The sequence below is a fragment of the Salmonella sp. SAL04162 genome (assembly GCF_046551535.1).
Classification (GTDB): Bacteria; Pseudomonadota; Gammaproteobacteria; order Enterobacterales; family Enterobacteriaceae; genus Salmonella; species Salmonella enterica.
This window is the reverse complement of the sequence record NZ_JBGDVX010000013.1, coordinates 74697-91035: the sequence shown is the minus strand read 5'-3', so window position 1 is coordinate 91035 and position 16339 is coordinate 74697. Positions and strand designations below refer to the sequence as shown.

Sequence of the window (16339 nt, the reverse complement as noted above, 5' to 3'; positions counted from 1 at the left end):
GCGCTGTAGATGCGTTGACTTCATTCGCTCACCCCGGTCACATAGTTTATCTATGCTCCCGGGGATTCACGAATTCGTCGCCTTCCTACAACGCGAAATCCTTAGGGTATTTCACTGTTTTTACAGACGTTTTGTAGGCCTGATAAGGCGTAGCCGCCATCAGGCAATAACAACAAATTTAAAGGGAACTGAAGATGGCAACTCCACATATTAATGCAGAAATGGGTGATTTCGCTGACGTCGTATTGATGCCGGGCGACCCGCTGCGCGCGAAGCACATTGCTGAGACTTTCCTCGAAGATGTTCGCGAAGTGAACAACGTTCGCGGCATGTTAGGTTTCACCGGGACTTACAAAGGCCGTAAGATCTCCGTGATGGGTCACGGTATGGGTATCCCGTCCTGCTCCATCTACACCAAAGAGCTGATCACCGATTTCGGCGTGAAGAAAATCATTCGCGTCGGCTCCTGCGGCGCTGTGCGTATGGACGTCAAACTGCGCGACGTGGTGATCGGTATGGGTGCCTGCACCGACTCCAAAGTGAACCGTATCCGTTTTAAAGATCATGACTTCGCGGCTATTGCTGACTTCGACATGGTACGTAACGCAGTTGATGCGGCAAAAGCGCTGGGCGTTGACGCGCGCGTGGGCAACCTGTTCTCTGCAGACCTGTTCTACTCTCCGGACGGCGAAATGTTCGACGTGATGGAAAAATACGGCGTACTGGGCGTAGAGATGGAAGCGGCGGGCATCTACGGCGTTGCGGCTGAGTTTGGCGCGAAAGCGCTGACTATCTGCACCGTGTCCGACCACATCCGTACCCACGAGCAGACCACTGCCGCTGAACGTCAGACGACCTTCAACGATATGATCAAAATCGCGCTGGAATCTGTGCTGCTGGGCGATAAAGAGTAAGTGTGTTTCGCTGAAAGGCGATTGTCGTGTTAAGCCGGAGCGGGAGACCGCTCCGGCTTTTTAGTATCTATTCATCAATAGTGACTGATTTATAGATTTACTATTATTTTTCATATGGATAGGAAATTAAATCCATTCAAGTATCTATTCACGAATCTATTCATTTATGTTCAGCCCTCATCCAGTAAGGGCATATCAGCAACTCTGGCGGACAACCATAAATTCCTGCCATTTTGTTTTTAATGTTTGAGTCAAGCCGTTCCGTCTTTTCGATCCGTTTTAGAGAATTAATAGAGATACCTAACATTTCACTTACTTCAGCAAGCGATAATTTATGCCTGATACGCACGGCGGCTAGCCAGGAAATACGCTGGCTGAACATTAAATTGATAATCTCCCGTTCCTGGTTTTCCAGATGGCTCATATTCCCTTCCTTTGGTATTTTAAACGGTGAGCTACCGCACCGCCCCCGCCATCCACGCCGATAATTCCCGCAGTTCTTTTTCCTGCTCCGGGAAATCAACCAGTAACGCCTCGCACTCCTGTTGCAGCATATCCGCGCGGTATAAACACCCTTGCAGTCGCCCCGCCAGTGCTTCCAGCGGGGCCGGATTCAGGCTATCGGTAAACACCTGAGTGCGGGTAATCACGCCTTTCTCAACGTCGAAATGTAGCTCGACGCCACCCCAGGTAAAACGTTCATCCAGCAGATGGCTGAACGCCGGCGCCTGGCCGAAATTCCACTCCCAACTGCTTTGTCGGGCAAAGGTTTCGGCGAAGTTGGGCAGGTCTGGCACGTTATCCGGCGAGATAATTTCAGCTTCGACGCGCTCACCGTAGTGGCGGAAAAACGCTTCGGTTACGGCTTCGCAAATTTGCTGGTGGGTAATATCCGGCAGCAGTTCAACCAGGTTCGCCACGCGCCCACGCACGGAGGTAATCCCCTTTGCCTGGAGCTTTTTCTTGTCTGGATTCAGATAATTGGCCAGTCGGCTGAGGTCTGCATTCAGCAGTAGCGTGCCGTGATGGAAGCCGCGATCTTTGGTTTCGCGATAGGCTGAACCGGAGACTTTGCGATCGCCGTCCGGCGTTTTTACGACCAGATCGTTGCGTCCTGAAGCATCGGCCATGACGCCCAGCGAATTCAGCGCCGCGAGCACAATATGGGTGGAGATGGTTTTATCGTACTCCGGTTTACCCGCCATAAAGGTAAAGCAGGTGTTGCCAAGGTCGTGGAACACCGCGCCGCCGCCGCTGCTGCGACGCGCCAGGCGGACGTTATCTTCTTCCATACGTCGGGTATTGCACTCTTTCCACGGATTCTGCGCGCGGCCGATAACGACCGTGTCCGCGTTACGCCACAGGAACAGCACGCGCTGGGTGGCGGGCATCTGGCGGAAAATGCACTCCTCGACCGCCAGGTTAAACCAGGGATCGTAAGAGTCAGAAATAAGCAGGCGTAATGTAGTCATGGTGGTTTTCCTTACCTTTATTAAGCCGTCATTTTACTCTTTTTCCTCACGCTCTTCCTCTTCCGGAACAGGCTTGCTGGCCGTTAGCAGGAAGGGCGACTGCTGCCAGCGGGTGCGTTTACCTTGTAGCAAGGTGCGCGTCAGCACCACGCCTATCGCCAGCGAGAGTAGCAGCATCAGGCGTAGAATGTTGGTGGTGTTATCGACCTGCTTTGCTTCGGTGGCCAGCGTGTGGGTATCCAGCGTCAGACGCAGGTAACCCAAGGGGCCGTTTTTCCCCTGGATAGGCTCGACAATTTGTTGGTTAAAATAGCTGCCCGCTTTTTTGCCATCCAGCGCCAGCCTGTCGCGCACATTGACGCTTTCGCCAGCGCGAGTAATAAGATCGCCCTGTTCATCATAGACGCCGGCATCCAGAATACGGCTCTCTTGCGTGAGCTGACGCAGCACGGCGTTGATGCGATTTTCATCCGGTGTTTCGCTGCGCATCAGCGGGGCGATGTTGAGCGTCACCTGGCGCGCCAGCGTGCGGGCCAGCTCTTCCAGCTGCGGATTGCGCTGTCGCTGGTGGTTTTGACTAAACCAGGACGCGCCCTGCATGAGCGCGACGAGCAGTGTGAGACAGAACAATACAATGACTGCACGATGCAGCCGAAATTTCAGTTTTGCGCGAGCCATATTCCACCTGCTGAAAATTTGAGGCTTAATGTTGCCAGAAGCGATGGTTACAAGGTAGCCTCATGCGTTATTTTCCGCGGGGCGGTTACCGGCCTGAACGATTTACAGGAGCTTTAATGCCTAACATTACCTGGTGCGATCTGCCTGAAGATGTCTCTTTATGGCCTGGTTTGCCTCTTTCTTTAAGCGGCGACGAGGTGATGCCTCTGGATTACCATGCAGGCCGCAGCGGTTGGCTGCTGTATGGGCGCGGGCTGGATAAGCAGCGTTTAACTCAATATCAGACCAAACTGGGCGCCGCAATGGTGATTGTCGCCGCCTGGTGCGTGGAGGATTATCAGGTCATTCGTCTGGCGGGGTCGCTGACGCCGCGTGCGACGCGGCTGGCGCATGAGGCGCAACTGGATGTCGCGCCGCTGGGTAAAATTCCGCATCTGCGCACGCCGGGGCTGCTGGTCATGGATATGGATTCAACGGCGATCCAGATTGAGTGTATCGATGAAATCGCTAAGCTGGCCGGTACCGGTGAGAAGGTGGCTGAAGTGACGGAGCGCGCGATGCGCGGCGAGCTTGATTTTACCGCCAGCCTGCGTAGCCGCGTGGCGACGCTGAAAGGCGCGGATGCCGATATTTTGCGTCAGGTGCGCGGGAATCTGCCGCTAATGCCAGGATTAACGCAGTTGGTGCTAAAACTGGAAGCGCTTGGCTGGAAAATCGCTATCGCCTCCGGCGGCTTCACTTTCTTTGCCGACTATCTGCGTGACCAGCTACGTCTGACGGCGGCGGTCGCCAATGAGCTGGAGATCATGGACGGTAAATTTACCGGTCACGTTATCGGCGATATTGTGGATGCTGAGTATAAAGCCAATACCTTGCTTCGTCTGGCGCAAGAGCATGATATCCCGCTGGCGCAGACGGTGGCGATTGGCGACGGCGCTAACGATCTGCCAATGATCAAAGCGGCAGGGTTAGGTATTGCCTTCCATGCCAAGCCAAAAGTAAACGAAAAGACGGAGATTACGATCCGCCACGCTGACCTGATGGGCGTGTTTTGCATTCTCTCCGGCAGCATGAACCAGAAATGATTAACCTGCCCAATGGCAAGGCGACCGTAGGCCGGATAAGCGTCAGCGCCATCCGGCAACAGCGTTAACGAAAGAGGTAAAACGTGGCAAAAGCTCCAAAACGCGCCTTTGTTTGTAATGAATGTGGTGCCGATTACCCGCGCTGGCAGGGGCAATGCAGCGCCTGCCATGCCTGGAACACCATTACCGAGGTGCGCCTTGCCGCATCGCCGACGGTGGCGCGTAACGAACGTCTGAGCGGATACGCCGGCAGTGCGGGCGTATCAAAAGTGCAGAAACTGTCTGACATCAGTCTTGAGGAACTGCCGCGCTTTTCTACCGGTTTTAAAGAGTTTGACCGCGTGCTGGGCGGCGGGGTGGTACCCGGCAGCGCCATTTTGATTGGCGGTAACCCCGGCGCGGGCAAATCAACGTTGCTGCTGCAAACGCTGTGCAAGCTTGCCGAGCAGATGAAAACGCTGTACGTCACCGGCGAAGAGTCGCTACAGCAGGTGGCGATGCGCGCGCATCGGCTTGGCCTGCCGACGGCGAATCTGAATATGCTGTCGGAAACCAGCATCGAACAAATTTGCCTGATTGCCGAAGAAGAACAGCCGAAACTGATGGTGATCGACTCCATACAGGTGATGCATATGGCGGACATCCAGTCGTCGCCGGGCAGTGTCGCTCAGGTCCGCGAAACGGCAGCCTACCTGACGCGCTTCGCCAAAACGCGCGGCGTGGCGATCGTGATGGTCGGCCACGTCACCAAAGACGGGTCGCTGGCGGGGCCGAAAGTGCTGGAACACTGTATCGATTGCTCAGTATTGCTCGACGGCGACGCCGATTCTCGTTTCCGCACGCTGCGCAGCCACAAAAACCGCTTTGGCGCAGTCAATGAGCTGGGCGTCTTCGCCATGACCGAACAGGGGTTGCGCGAAGTGAGCAATCCGTCCGCCATCTTTTTAAGCCGTGGCGATGAGGTCACTTCCGGCAGTTCAGTGATGGTCGTCTGGGAAGGTACGCGACCGTTGCTGGTGGAGATTCAGGCGCTGGTCGATCACTCGATGATGGCGAACCCCAGGCGCGTGGCGGTCGGTCTGGAACAAAACCGTCTGGCAATCCTGCTGGCGGTGCTGCACCGACACGGCGGTCTGCAAATGTCGGATCAGGACGTCTTCGTCAACGTGGTCGGCGGCGTGAAAGTCACCGAAACCAGCGCGGATCTGGCTTTACTGCTGGCGATGGTCTCCAGCCTGCGTGACAGGCCGTTGCCGCAGGATCTGGTGGTGTTTGGCGAAGTGGGGCTGGCAGGCGAGATTCGTCCGGTGCCGAGCGGGCAGGAGCGTATTTCCGAGGCGGCGAAACACGGTTTTCGTCGGGCGATTGTGCCTGCCGCCAACGTACCGAAAAAGCCGCCGGAAGGAATGCAGGTGTTCGGTGTTAAAAAGCTCGCAGATGCGTTAAGCGTGTTTGACGACTTATAATTCGCTGTATGCAGCGATGTTGTATAATTTGCCGGATGGCGATGCAATGCGTCTTATCCGGCCTACGGATTGATACGGATTGATGTTGTAGGCCTGATAAGCGAAGCGCCATCAGGCAGTGTTATGCGATTTTTCCAGCAGGAGGCTCTTGTGTCATCGTTCGACTATCTCAAAACCGCGATTAAGCAGCAAGGTTGCACTCTGCAACAGGTGGCTGACGCCAGCGGTATGACCAAGGGGTATCTGAGTCAGTTACTTAACGCCAAAATCAAAAGCCCCAGCGCGCAAAAACTGGAGGCGCTACACCGTTTTCTCGGGCTGGAGTTTCCCCGCCGACAGAAAAACATTGGCGTGGTGTTCGGTAAATTTTATCCATTGCATACCGGACACATCTACTTGATCCAGCGGGCCTGTAGCCAGGTGGATGAGCTGCACATCATTATGGGATATGACGATACGCGCGACCGCGGGCTGTTTGAGGATAGCGCCATGTCGCAGCAGCCCACCGTGTCGGATCGCCTGCGCTGGTTATTGCAAACCTTCAAATACCAAAAAAATATTCGCATCCACGCCTTTAATGAAGAGGGGATGGAGCCTTATCCGCATGGCTGGGACGTCTGGAGCAACGGCATTAAAGCGTTTATGGCAGAGAAGGGAATACAGCCGAGCTGGATCTACACTTCCGAAGAGGCTGATGCGCCGCAGTATCTTGAGCATTTAGGGATTGAGACGGTGCTGGTCGATCCTGAACGCACGTTTATGAATATCAGCGGGGCGCAAATCCGCGAAAATCCGTTTCGTTACTGGGAATATATTCCTACCGAAGTGAAGCCGTTTTTCGTGCGTACCGTCGCTATACTGGGCGGGGAATCAAGCGGCAAGTCTACGCTGGTCAATAAGCTCGCCAATATTTTTAATACCACCAGCGCCTGGGAATATGGCCGCGACTATGTCTTTTCGCATCTGGGCGGCGATGAGATGGCGTTACAGTATTCCGATTACGATAAAATCGCGCTGGGTCATGCACAATATATTGATTTTGCAGTGAAATATGCGAATAAAGTGGCGTTTATCGATACCGATTTCGTCACCACCCAGGCATTTTGCAAAAAATACGAAGGGCGCGAGCATCCCTTTGTCCAGGCGCTGATCGACGAGTATCGCTTCGACCTGGTGATTTTGCTGGAGAATAATACGCCGTGGGTAGCTGACGGACTGCGAAGTCTGGGCAGTTCAGTGGATCGCAAAGCGTTCCAGAACCTGCTGGTCGAGATGCTGAAAGAGAACAACATTGAGTTCGTTCACGTTAAAGAGGCTGATTACGATGGCCGCTTTTTGCGCTGTGTGGAACTGGTGAAAGAGATGATGGGCGAGCAGGGATAAGAACCAATGCCTGATGCGACGCTTACCGCGTCTTATCAGGCCTACAGTTTCACAACGTACTGGAATCGCTGGGTTTGTAGGCCGGGTAAGCGCAAGCGCCACCCGGCATTCAGACATTTATTTGGCAATACGCTTGTACTTGATACGCTTCGGCTCCAGCGCCTCGGCGCCCAGCGTGCGTTTCTTGTACTCTTCGTATTCGGTAAAGTTACCTTCGAAGAATTCCACCTTACCTTCATCCTGATAATCCAGAATGTGGGTGGCGATACGGTCAAGGAACCAACGGTCGTGCGAGATAACCATCGCGCAGCCAGGGAACTCCAGCAGGGCGTTTTCCAGCGCGCGCAGGGTTTCGATATCCAGGTCGTTCGTCGGTTCGTCGAGCAGCAGGACGTTGCCGCCCACCTGCAGCAGCTTCGCCAGGTGCAAACGACCGCGCTCACCGCCGGACAGTTCGCCAACGCGTTTGCCCTGATCGACGCCTTTGAAGTTGAAGCGGCCTACATAGGCGCGGCTTGGCATTTCAGTGTTGCCGATCTTCATGATATCCAGCCCGCCGGACACTTCTTCCCAGACGGTTTTGCTGTTGTCCATCGCGTCGCGGAACTGATCGACCGAGGCCAGCTTGACGGTTTCACCCAGCGTAATGGTGCCGCTATCAGGCTGCTCCTGACCGGACATCATGCGGAACAGGGTCGATTTACCCGCGCCGTTTGGCCCGATGATCCCGACGATAGCGCCTTTCGGCACCGAGAAGCTCAGGTCATCGATCAGTACGCGGTCGCCGTAGGATTTACGCAGGTTGCTGACTTCAATGACTTTGTCGCCCAGACGCGGTCCTGGTGGAATAAACAGTTCGTTGGTTTCGTTACGTTTCTGATACTCAACGCTGTTCAGTTCTTCAAAGCGAGCCAGACGCGCCTTACCTTTCGACTGACGGCCTTTCGCGCCCTGACGCACCCACTCCAGCTCTTTCTCAATGGATTTACGGCGAGCTGCTTCCTGAGACGCTTCCTGCGCCAGACGCTGATCTTTCTGCTCCAGCCAGGAGGAGTAGTTGCCTTCCCACGGAATACCTTCGCCGCGGTCAAGTTCCAGAATCCAACCGGCGACGTTATCGAGGAAGTAACGGTCGTGGGTAATCGCCACGACCGTGCCTTCGAAGTCGTGCAGGAAACGTTCCAGCCATGCAACAGATTCGGCATCCAGGTGGTTGGTGGGTTCGTCGAGCAGCAGCATATCCGGCTTTTCCAGCAACAGACGGCACAGCGCCACGCGGCGGCGCTCGCCGCCGGACAGTTTTTCGACTTTGGCATCCCAGTCCGGCAGACGCAGAGCGTCAGCTGCGCGCTCAAGCTGCACGTTCAGGTTATGACCGTCGTGCGCCTGGATAATCTCTTCAAGCCGGCCCTGCTCTGCGGCCAGCTTGTCGAAGTCGGCATCCGGATCGGCATACAGCGCGTACACTTCATCCAGACGTTTGAGGGCGTTAACCACTTCCGAAACGGCCTCTTCAATCGACTCGCGTACCGTGTGTTCCGGGTTTAGCTGAGGTTCCTGCGGCAGGTAGCCAATCTTAATGCCGGGCTGCGGGCGCGCTTCGCCCTCGATATCTTTATCGAGACCCGCCATGATGCGCAGCAGGGTAGACTTACCGGCGCCGTTAAGGCCCAGCACGCCGATTTTGGCGCCAGGGAAGAAGCTCAGCGAGATGTTTTTCAGAATATGACGTTTCGGCGGAACCACTTTGCCGACACGATGCATGGTATAAACGAATTGAGCCACGTTGGACTTCGCCTCTATGTTTATCGTGATGGTGAATAGATGTCAAAGGCGAAGTGTAGCCTTTTTCCCTGCCTAAGCCCAGCCAGCAGATCGCACTCGCAATAAAAGTAAAAAAGTGTCCGTAACGTGGCGCAAATGGCTATGACTGGTTAGCATAAATTCATTACGCGGCATGATGCTGCATTGGATAACAATTGAGGAAGTGCTTGTGGATAGAGCCAAACCATTTGTCTGGCGTCTCGTCGCCGCCAGCGTATGCCTGCTGACCTTTTGTCACCTCGCGCGGGCCGACTCACTGGAAGAGCAGCGTAACCGCTATGCGCAGATTAAGCAGGCCTGGGACAACCGCCAGATGGATGTGGTAGAGCAGATGATGCCGGGTCTGAAAGATTATCCGCTCTACCCGTATCTGGAATACCGTAAGATCACCGACGATTTGATGAACCAACCGGCGATTGCTGTCACGCAGTTTGTGCGCGCCAATCCTACGCTTCCGCCTGCGCGTACGCTGCAATCACGCTTCGTCAATGAGCTGGCGCGTCGTGAAGACTGGCGCGGCTTGCTGGCGTTTAGCCCGGAGAAACCCGGCACCACGGAAGCGCAATGTAACTATTACTACGCGAAATGGAGTACCGGGCAAACGGAAGCGGCCTGGCAGGGCGCGAAAGACCTTTGGCTGACCGGCAAAAGCCAGCCGAATGCCTGCGATAAACTGTTCAGCGTCTGGCGGGCCTCCGGCAAGCAAGACCCGCTGGCGTACCTGGAACGTATTCGGCTGGCGATGAAAGCCGGGAATACGGGGCTGGTTACGGTGCTGGCCGGACAGATGCCGGCGGAATATCAAACGATCGCCTCAGCGATCATTACCCTGGCTAATGACCCTAATAACGTATTGACCTTCGCACGCACCACCGGCGCCACCGATTTTACCCGCCAGATGGCGGAAGTCGCGTTTGCCAGCGTCGCCCGCCAGGACGCGGAAAATGCGCGTCTGATGATCCCCTCGCTGGTACAGGCGCAGAAACTTAATGAGGAACAAACGCAGGCGCTGCGCGATATCGTTGCCTGGCGACTGATGGGCAACGATGTGACCGATGCGCAGGCGAAATGGCGCGATGACGCGATTATGCGCTCGCAATCGACGTCGCTTATCGAGCGGCGCGTGCGTATGGCGCTGGGGATGGGCGATCGTCGCGGTCTCAATACCTGGCTTGCCCGACTGCCGATGGAGGCGAAAGAGAAAGACGAGTGGCGTTACTGGCAGGCGGATTTATTGCTGGAGCGCGGTCGTGACGCCGAAGCGAAAGAGATCCTTCATGCTTTAATGCAGAAGCGCGGTTTTTATCCGATGGTCGCGGCGCAGCGTTTAGGCGAAGAGTACACGCTTAAAATCGATAAAGCGCCCGCCAACGTAAACAGCGCGTTGACGCAGGGGCCGGAGATGGCGCGTGTACGGGAGCTGATGTACTGGAACCTGGATAACACGGCGCGCAGCGAATGGGCGAATCTGGTAAAAAGCCGTAGTAAATCTGAACAGGCGCAGCTGGCGCGCTATGCGTTTAACCAGCACTGGTGGGATCTGTGCGTACAGGCGACGATCGCCGGAAAACTGTGGGATCATCTGGAGGAGCGTTTTCCGCTGGCGTATAACGATCTTTTTACCCGCTATACCCGCGGAAAAGATATCTCACAAAGCTATGCCATGGCGATTGCCCGCCAGGAGAGCGCCTGGAACCCGAAAGTAAAATCGCCGGTAGGGGCCAGCGGCTTAATGCAGATTATGCCGGGAACGGCCACCCATACGGTGAAAATGTTTTCGATTCCGGACTACCGCGGCCCCGGCCAACTGCTGGAGCCGGAGACCAACATCAACATTGGCACCAGCTATTTGCAGTATGTCTATCAGCAGTTTGGTAATAACCGTATTTTCGCCTCGGCGGCGTATAACGCTGGGCCGGGGCGCGTGCGCACCTGGCTTGGCAATAGCGCCGGGCGTATCGATGCCGTAGCGTTTGTCGAAAGCATTCCCTTTTCGGAAACGCGCGGCTACGTGAAAAACGTTCTGGCCTATGACGCTTACTATCGCCACTTTATGGGGCAGAAAGAGGCCTTAATGAGCGACTCTGAGTGGCAGCGGCGGTATTAATGCAGACGGGTTATGTTATCATTTGTACTCGTGTAACAGTACAAACGGCGGTATAACATGACCCAGCATTCCCCTTATTCATCGGCTATCGCCGAACAACGTAATCAGGAGTGGCTTCGTTTTGTGGAGTTACTCCGTCAGGCATATGCAGAGGATCTGCATCTGCCTTTATTACAACTGATGCTTACGCCGGACGAGCGTGAAGCGCTGGGAACGCGCGTGCGCATTATTGAGGAGTTGCTGCGTGGCGAAATGAGCCAGCGCGAGTTGAAAACCGAGCTGGGGGCGGGCATCGCCACCATCACGCGCGGGTCAAACAGCCTGAAATCCGCGCCGGTTGAACTGCGTCATTGGCTTGAGAATGTACTGCTGAAAAACGCCTGATTTGCTCGTAGGCCGGATAAGGCGAAGCGGCCATCCGGCGACATCGCCGCGAAATGCCTGATGGCGCTGTGCTTATCAGGCCTACAACATAGCGCAAATAATTATCGATACACCGCGTTATGAAACGGGCTTAACGCCAGGATCACCGCCTGGTAGTAAACGCTGGAGCGCGTTAATTTTCCGGCGGTAAATACGCCAATGGCGCCCTCTTTGCGACCAATCTCGTCAATACCTGTGTACTGCGACATCACCGGGCCAAGCGCTTCCCCCTGGTGGACTCTGTCGAGAATGACGGCGGGCAGCGGCAGCGTGGCCGATCGCGCTTCACCGCGCTGAACGCCGTTATCAATCACCACCCAACTGAAGGTGGCGTCATCGTCAATTCCGGCTTCAATGGCTACCCAGAAATCAGCTTGTGGATGCAGGCGTCGCGCATTATCCACGCGATTTCGTGCGCCAGCACGCGTTTCCTCGCTTCCGAAGGGCTGCTCCGGTACGCCGCTCTCGACGGCGACGGGCGTAATATGGCACGATCCTTCGCCGAAAATCTCTTCAAATGCCTGTAGAATTGCCTGAATTTTGGCAGGATTGGTGGTCGCAGAGATAACCTGGTGCATAATTAAGCTCAGTTTTAAAAATTTATCGCAGTATAACGGAAAAAAAACATGTTACAGGTATACCTTGTTCGCCACGGTGAAACGCAGTGGAACGCCGAGCGACGTATTCAGGGCCAATCGGACAGTCCCCTGACAGCAAAAGGCGAGCAGCAGGCCATGCAGGTAGGAGAACGCGCCCGCAGCCTCGGCATCACCCATATCATCAGCAGCGATTTAGGCCGCACAAAACGCACGGCGGAGATTATCGCCCAGGCGTGCGGGTGTGATATCACCTTTGACTCCCGCCTGCGCGAGCTGGATATGGGCGTGCTGGAAAAGCGCCAGATCGATTCGCTGACGGAAGAAGAAGAGGGCTGGCGTCGTCAGTTAGTCAACGGCACGCAGGATGGCCGCATTCCCGGCGGGGAATCGATGCAGGAGTTGAGCGATCGCGTTCATGCCGCGCTGGCGTCCTGTCTGGAGCTACCGCAGGGCAGCCGACCTTTATTGGTCAGTCACGGTATCGCGTTGGGCTGTCTGGTCAGTACTATACTGGGACTACCCGCCTGGGCGGAACGCCGGTTACGTTTGCGCAACTGCTCTATTTCCCGCATCGATTACCAGGAAAGTCAGTGGCTGGCGTCTGGGTGGGTGGTAGAAACCGCAGGGGACGTTTCGCATCTGGACGCCCCTGCATTGGATGAGCTACAGCGTTAACGGCGAATCGGGATCAGAAATTCGCAGCGCAGGTTGATAGGGCGATCGCCGGTTTTGGTATCTTCTGACGGGTAGTATCGCTCTATATCCTGCCCTTTACGACGGGTCAGATTCAGCATTGGCATACAGGTGCCGTAAACGGTCAGGATAAAATCCTGCACGCCGGTTCCTAACCCTTCATAGGTGAACATGACGTATTCACCACCCTGCAACAGCACAGGATGCGCCGACTGAACATAGCCATCGGCCTGCTCTTGCGGCAGTGCGGTGGTATAGAATACTTCCTGCTCATCGTCTTTCTCCATGCTGGGGCGCGTTTCATTAAGCCCATAAAGCACTGGCGGAATAGTTGGCGAATGACCGAGGAAATCATGCCAGAATTGCACGCGCATTTCGTGGCGGAAGTCGGAAATCTGTTCTAGTGAGCAGGAATAGCTCTGCGTGACGCCAAGGAGCGGCGTATCTTCCAGCGTAACGAACTGATGTTCCGGCACGGTAAACTCGCCCAGCCGTAATGGCGGGCGAATGCCAAAGGCGCTCCATTCCGAGGAGCGACGATACAGCGCTGGCGTCTGGGAAAACTGTTTCTTAAAGGCGCGCGTGAAGGTTTGCTGAGAATCGAAGCGGTACTGAAGAGCAATATCCAGAATTGGACGCGCGGTCAAACGCAGCGCCACTGCTGATTTCGATAAACGACGGGCGCGGATGTAAGCGCCAATGGCGTGGCCCGTCACGTCCTTAAACATTCTCTGCAGGTGCCACTTGGAATAGCCTGCTTTTGCCGCCACATTGTCAAGTGACAGCGGCTGATCCAGATGACCTTCCAGCCAGATTAACAGGTCGCGAATTATGCCAGCCTGATCCATAAAATATCCCCATCCTTTCAACAACGAGCACCCGATATAAGGTAAGAGGATAATAGCATTTTTTGTTCTTTTAGCATTCAGTGTTTTTTTTGAGCTTAAATGCTTTTTTTAGGCAACGTGACAGGTAATTATTCTAATCCTGTGATCTATAACCATTTTATTTTAGAATGTCTAATAATTACGCAACGTAACTTTTATGAATGGTAACAATATGAAATACAAGAGCTTAGTACTTTTCTCAATTTTGTTGCTGCTGGGGCAGAGCGCCCGCGCGGAACAAATTGGTTCAGTCGATACGGTATTTAAAATGTTCGGTCCTGACCATAAAATCGTGGTGGAAGCTTTTGACGATCCTGATGTCAAAAACGTGACGTGCTATGTTAGCCGGGCGAAAACGGGCGGCATAAAAGGCGGATTGGGGCTGGCGGAAGATACGTCTGACGCCGCTATCTCTTGCCAGCAGGTCGGGCCTATTGAACTGAGCGACAAAATTAAGAACGGCAAGGCGCAGGGAGAGGTGGTTTTCAAAAAACGCACCTCATTGATATTTAAGTCATTGCAGGTCGTGCGTTTCTATGATGAGAAACGCAACACGCTGGCGTATCTGGCCTACTCCGACAAAGTAGTCGACGGGTCGCCGAAGAACGCCATCAGCGCGGTGCCGGTCATGCCGTGGCGACAATAACAGGGAAAGAGTATGCAGCAACCGCAGGTCTGGTTAGTCGAGGATGAACAGGGAATCGCCGATACGCTCATCTACACCCTGCAACTGGAAGGGTTTACCGTTGAGCTATTCGCTCGCGGGCTGCCCGCGCTGGAAAAAGCGCGTCAGCAACGGCCGGATGCGGTGATTCTCGATGTGGGACTACCGGATATCAGCGGCTTTGAGCTGTGTCGGCAGTTGCTGGAACGCCATCCTGCGCTGCCGATTCTTTTCCTGACTGCCCGTAGCGATGAAGTGGATCGATTGCTTGGTCTGGAGATCGGCGCAGATGATTATGTCGCCAAGCCGTTCTCGCCGCGCGAAGTGAGCGCCCGCGTGCGCACGCTGCTGCGCCGGGTGAAAAAGTTTGCTGCGCCGTCGCCGGTGGTGCGTACCGGACATTTTGAACTCAATGAACCGGCGGCGCAGATCGCCTGGTTTGGTACGCCGCTCTCGCTGACGCGTTATGAGTTTCTGCTCCTTAAAACCCTGCTGCTGTCGCCGGAGCGCGTGTACTCGCGCCAGCAATTGATGGATATTGTTTGGTCTGATGCCCAGGAGACCTTCGATCGGACGGTCGATACACACATCAAAACCCTGCGCGCTAAGCTACGCGCGATCAACCCGGATCTCTCGCCAATTAACACGCATCGTGGGATGGGATACAGCCTGAGGAGCGTCTGATGCGCATCGGAATGCGTTTGCTACTGGGCTACTTTCTTATTGTCGCCGTCGCCGCCGTGTTTGTGCTGTCTATCTTCGTTCAGGAGATAAAGCCGGGCGTCCGCCGCGCGACGGAAGGGACGCTGATTGACACAGCGACGCTGCTGGCGGCGCTGGCCCGCGACGATCTCCTTTCCGGCAACCCGACTAACGGCCAGTTGGCGAAGGCATTCGCCCAACTGCAACATCGCCCGTTTCGCGCCAATATCAGCGGGATCGTCAAAGTGCGCAATGAATACCATGTCTACATGACGGATGCGCAGGGTAAGGTGTTGTTTGATTCGGAAAACAGAGCTGTGGGGCAGGATTATTCTCGTTGGAATGACGTCTGGCTTACGCTGCACGGACAGTATGGCGCCCGCAGCACGGCAAAAGATTCTGCCGATCCCAATAGCACCGTGATGTACGTAGCCGCGCCGATAATCAGCGATGGACGGATTATCGGCGTCCTGACTGTCGGCAAACCGAATGCGGCAATGGCGCCGGTGATTAAGCGCAGCGAACGGCGCATTCTGTGGGCCAGCGCCGTTTTACTGGGGATTGCGCTGGCGATTGGCGCGGGGATGGTCTGGTGGATTAACCGCTCCATCGCCCGGTTGACGCGCTATGCGGATTCTGTCACCGAAAACCGCCCGCTTGCGTTACCTGCATTAGGCAGCAGCGAGCTGCGTAAACTGGCGCAGGCGCTGGAGAGTATGCGCATTAAGCTGGAAGGCAAGAATGACATTGAGCAGTACGTGTATGCGTTGACTCATGAGCTGAAAAGTCCGCTGGCGGCGATACGCGGCGCGGCGGAGATTCTGCGTGAAGGACCGCCCGCGGATGTGGTTACCCGCTTTACAGAGAATATACTGGCGCAAAATACGCGAATGCAGGCGCTGGTAGAAACCCTGCTGCGCCAGGCGCGGCTGGAAAACCGACAGGATATCCCTCTCGCGCCGGTTGCTGTTGATGAGCTATTTACGCAGCTTAGCGAGGCGCGCAGTATTCAGTTGGCGGCAAAAAATATCACCCTTACTCTACGGCCTTCCTCGCTGGTTGTCGTCGCCGACTCGGAGCTTCTGGCGCAGGCGCTGGGCAATGTGTTGGACAATGCCATCGACTTTACGCCTGAAAATGGCGTTATCACATTAAGCGCTCAGCCGATGGGGGAGAAAGCGATCCTGCAGGTGACGGATTCCGGCTGTGGTATTCCTGATTTTGCGCTGCCGCGCATTTTCGACCGGTTCTATTCGTTGCCCCGTGAAAATGGACGTAAAAGCAGCGGGCTTGGGCTGGCGTTTGTCAGCGAGGCGGCGCGGCTCCTCAACGGTGAGGTGACGTTGTGCAATCGTCCCGAAGGCGGCGTGCTGGCCTCGTTGACACTTCACCGTCACTTCACATAACTTCAAATTCTCCCCACATCGCGTTCTTACACTGCT

The 16339-nt window shown here is 55.2% G+C and carries 16 protein-coding genes; 10 read left to right on the top strand and 6 right to left on the bottom strand.

Features of this window, described 5'->3' with window-relative positions; all coding sequences use genetic code 11:
- Window positions 1-194 precede the first annotated feature (194 nt).
- Complete coding sequence (gene deoD / locus ACLJRH_RS21385; protein ID WP_000224864.1) at window positions 195-914, top strand: purine-nucleoside phosphorylase; 720 nt, start codon at window positions 195-197, stop codon at window positions 912-914.
- A 160-nt stretch (window positions 915-1074) separates the two neighbouring features.
- Here the strand turns inward: deoD and ACLJRH_RS21380 are convergent, their stop codons facing one another.
- The 3 genes from ACLJRH_RS21380 to ACLJRH_RS21370 are packed head-to-tail and all read right to left on the bottom strand — an operon-like array spanning window position 1075 to window position 3064.
- Window positions 1075-1338, bottom strand: coding sequence for a helix-turn-helix domain-containing protein (locus ACLJRH_RS21380; protein WP_000018735.1), 264 nt, complete (start codon window positions 1336-1338; stop codon window positions 1075-1077).
- Between the two features lie 31 nt (window positions 1339-1369).
- A complete protein-coding gene (gene lplA, locus ACLJRH_RS21375) occupies window positions 1370-2386 on the bottom strand; it encodes a lipoate--protein ligase LplA (RefSeq protein WP_000209778.1) in 1017 nt (338 codons plus the stop codon).
- A gap of 33 nt (window positions 2387-2419) precedes the next feature.
- Entirely contained in the window at window positions 2420-3064 is a 645-nt protein-coding gene (locus tag ACLJRH_RS21370; RefSeq protein ID WP_000090067.1) for a YtjB family periplasmic protein, read from the bottom strand.
- Window positions 3065-3180: 116 nt separating this feature from the next.
- Between ACLJRH_RS21370 and serB the strand changes: the two genes are divergently transcribed.
- The 3 genes from serB to nadR all read left to right on the top strand — a co-directional run bounded on the left by serB (window position 3181) and on the right by nadR (window position 6998).
- Window positions 3181-4149 carry a phosphoserine phosphatase gene (gene serB, locus ACLJRH_RS21365; RefSeq protein ID WP_001132983.1) on the top strand — a complete coding sequence of 323 codons (969 nt, stop codon included), beginning with the start codon at window positions 3181-3183 and terminating at the stop codon, window positions 4147-4149.
- Window positions 4150-4232: 83 nt separating this feature from the next.
- Complete coding sequence (radA, locus tag ACLJRH_RS21360; RefSeq protein ID WP_001029710.1) at window positions 4233-5615, top strand: DNA repair protein RadA; 1383 nt, start codon at window positions 4233-4235, stop codon at window positions 5613-5615.
- A 150-nt stretch (window positions 5616-5765) separates the two neighbouring features.
- The gene (gene nadR, locus ACLJRH_RS21355; protein WP_000093829.1) at window positions 5766-6998 is read left to right on the top strand and encodes a multifunctional transcriptional regulator/nicotinamide-nucleotide adenylyltransferase/ribosylnicotinamide kinase NadR; all 1233 of its coding nucleotides are present in this window, start codon (window positions 5766-5768) and stop codon (window positions 6996-6998) included.
- Between the two features lie 117 nt (window positions 6999-7115).
- On the opposite strand, the gene ettA is transcribed toward nadR, so the two are convergent.
- Window positions 7116-8783: an energy-dependent translational throttle protein EttA gene (gene ettA, locus ACLJRH_RS21350; protein ID WP_000046773.1), complete on the bottom strand. Its 1668-nt coding sequence runs from the start codon at window positions 8781-8783 to the stop codon at window positions 7116-7118.
- A 208-nt stretch (window positions 8784-8991) separates the two neighbouring features.
- On the opposite strand from ettA, the gene sltY reads away from it, so the two are divergent.
- Entirely contained in the window at window positions 8992-10929 is a 1938-nt protein-coding gene (sltY, locus tag ACLJRH_RS21345) for a murein transglycosylase (protein WP_023137532.1), read from the top strand.
- Between the two features lie 57 nt (window positions 10930-10986).
- Entirely contained in the window at window positions 10987-11313 is a 327-nt protein-coding gene (gene trpR / locus ACLJRH_RS21340) for a trp operon repressor (RefSeq protein ID WP_000192003.1), read from the top strand.
- Window positions 11314-11414: 101 nt separating this feature from the next.
- On the opposite strand, the gene yjjX is transcribed toward trpR, so the two are convergent.
- Window positions 11415-11930 carry an inosine/xanthosine triphosphatase gene (gene yjjX / locus ACLJRH_RS21335; protein WP_000554308.1) on the bottom strand — a complete coding sequence of 172 codons (516 nt, stop codon included), beginning with the start codon at window positions 11928-11930 and terminating at the stop codon, window positions 11415-11417.
- Between the two features lie 48 nt (window positions 11931-11978).
- Between yjjX and gpmB the strand changes: the two genes are divergently transcribed.
- Window positions 11979-12626 carry a 2,3-diphosphoglycerate-dependent phosphoglycerate mutase GpmB gene (gpmB, locus tag ACLJRH_RS21330; protein ID WP_000942363.1) on the top strand — a complete coding sequence of 216 codons (648 nt, stop codon included), beginning with the start codon at window positions 11979-11981 and terminating at the stop codon, window positions 12624-12626.
- Here gpmB and robA read toward each other — a convergent pair.
- Window positions 12623-13492, bottom strand: coding sequence for an MDR efflux pump AcrAB transcriptional activator RobA (gene robA / locus ACLJRH_RS21325; protein ID WP_000371685.1), 870 nt, complete (start codon window positions 13490-13492; stop codon window positions 12623-12625). The genes gpmB and robA overlap by 4 nt on opposite strands.
- A gap of 211 nt (window positions 13493-13703) precedes the next feature.
- Between robA and creA the strand changes: the two genes are divergently transcribed.
- Genes creA through creC form a run of 3 tightly spaced genes read left to right on the top strand, consistent with a single transcriptional unit; the run spans window position 13704 to window position 16303 of the window.
- Entirely contained in the window at window positions 13704-14177 is a 474-nt protein-coding gene (gene creA / locus ACLJRH_RS21320) for a protein CreA (RefSeq protein ID WP_000875811.1), read from the top strand.
- 12 nt (window positions 14178-14189) lie between these two features.
- The gene (gene creB / locus ACLJRH_RS21315; RefSeq protein ID WP_001187046.1) at window positions 14190-14879 is read left to right on the top strand and encodes a two-component system response regulator CreB; all 690 of its coding nucleotides are present in this window, start codon (window positions 14190-14192) and stop codon (window positions 14877-14879) included.
- Window positions 14879-16303 (top strand): two-component system sensor histidine kinase CreC, encoded by a 1425-nt coding sequence (gene creC / locus ACLJRH_RS21310; RefSeq protein ID WP_023137531.1) that lies wholly within the window; start codon window positions 14879-14881, stop codon window positions 16301-16303. The genes creB and creC overlap by 1 nt, the downstream gene beginning before the upstream one ends.
- Window positions 16304-16339 lie beyond the last annotated feature (36 nt).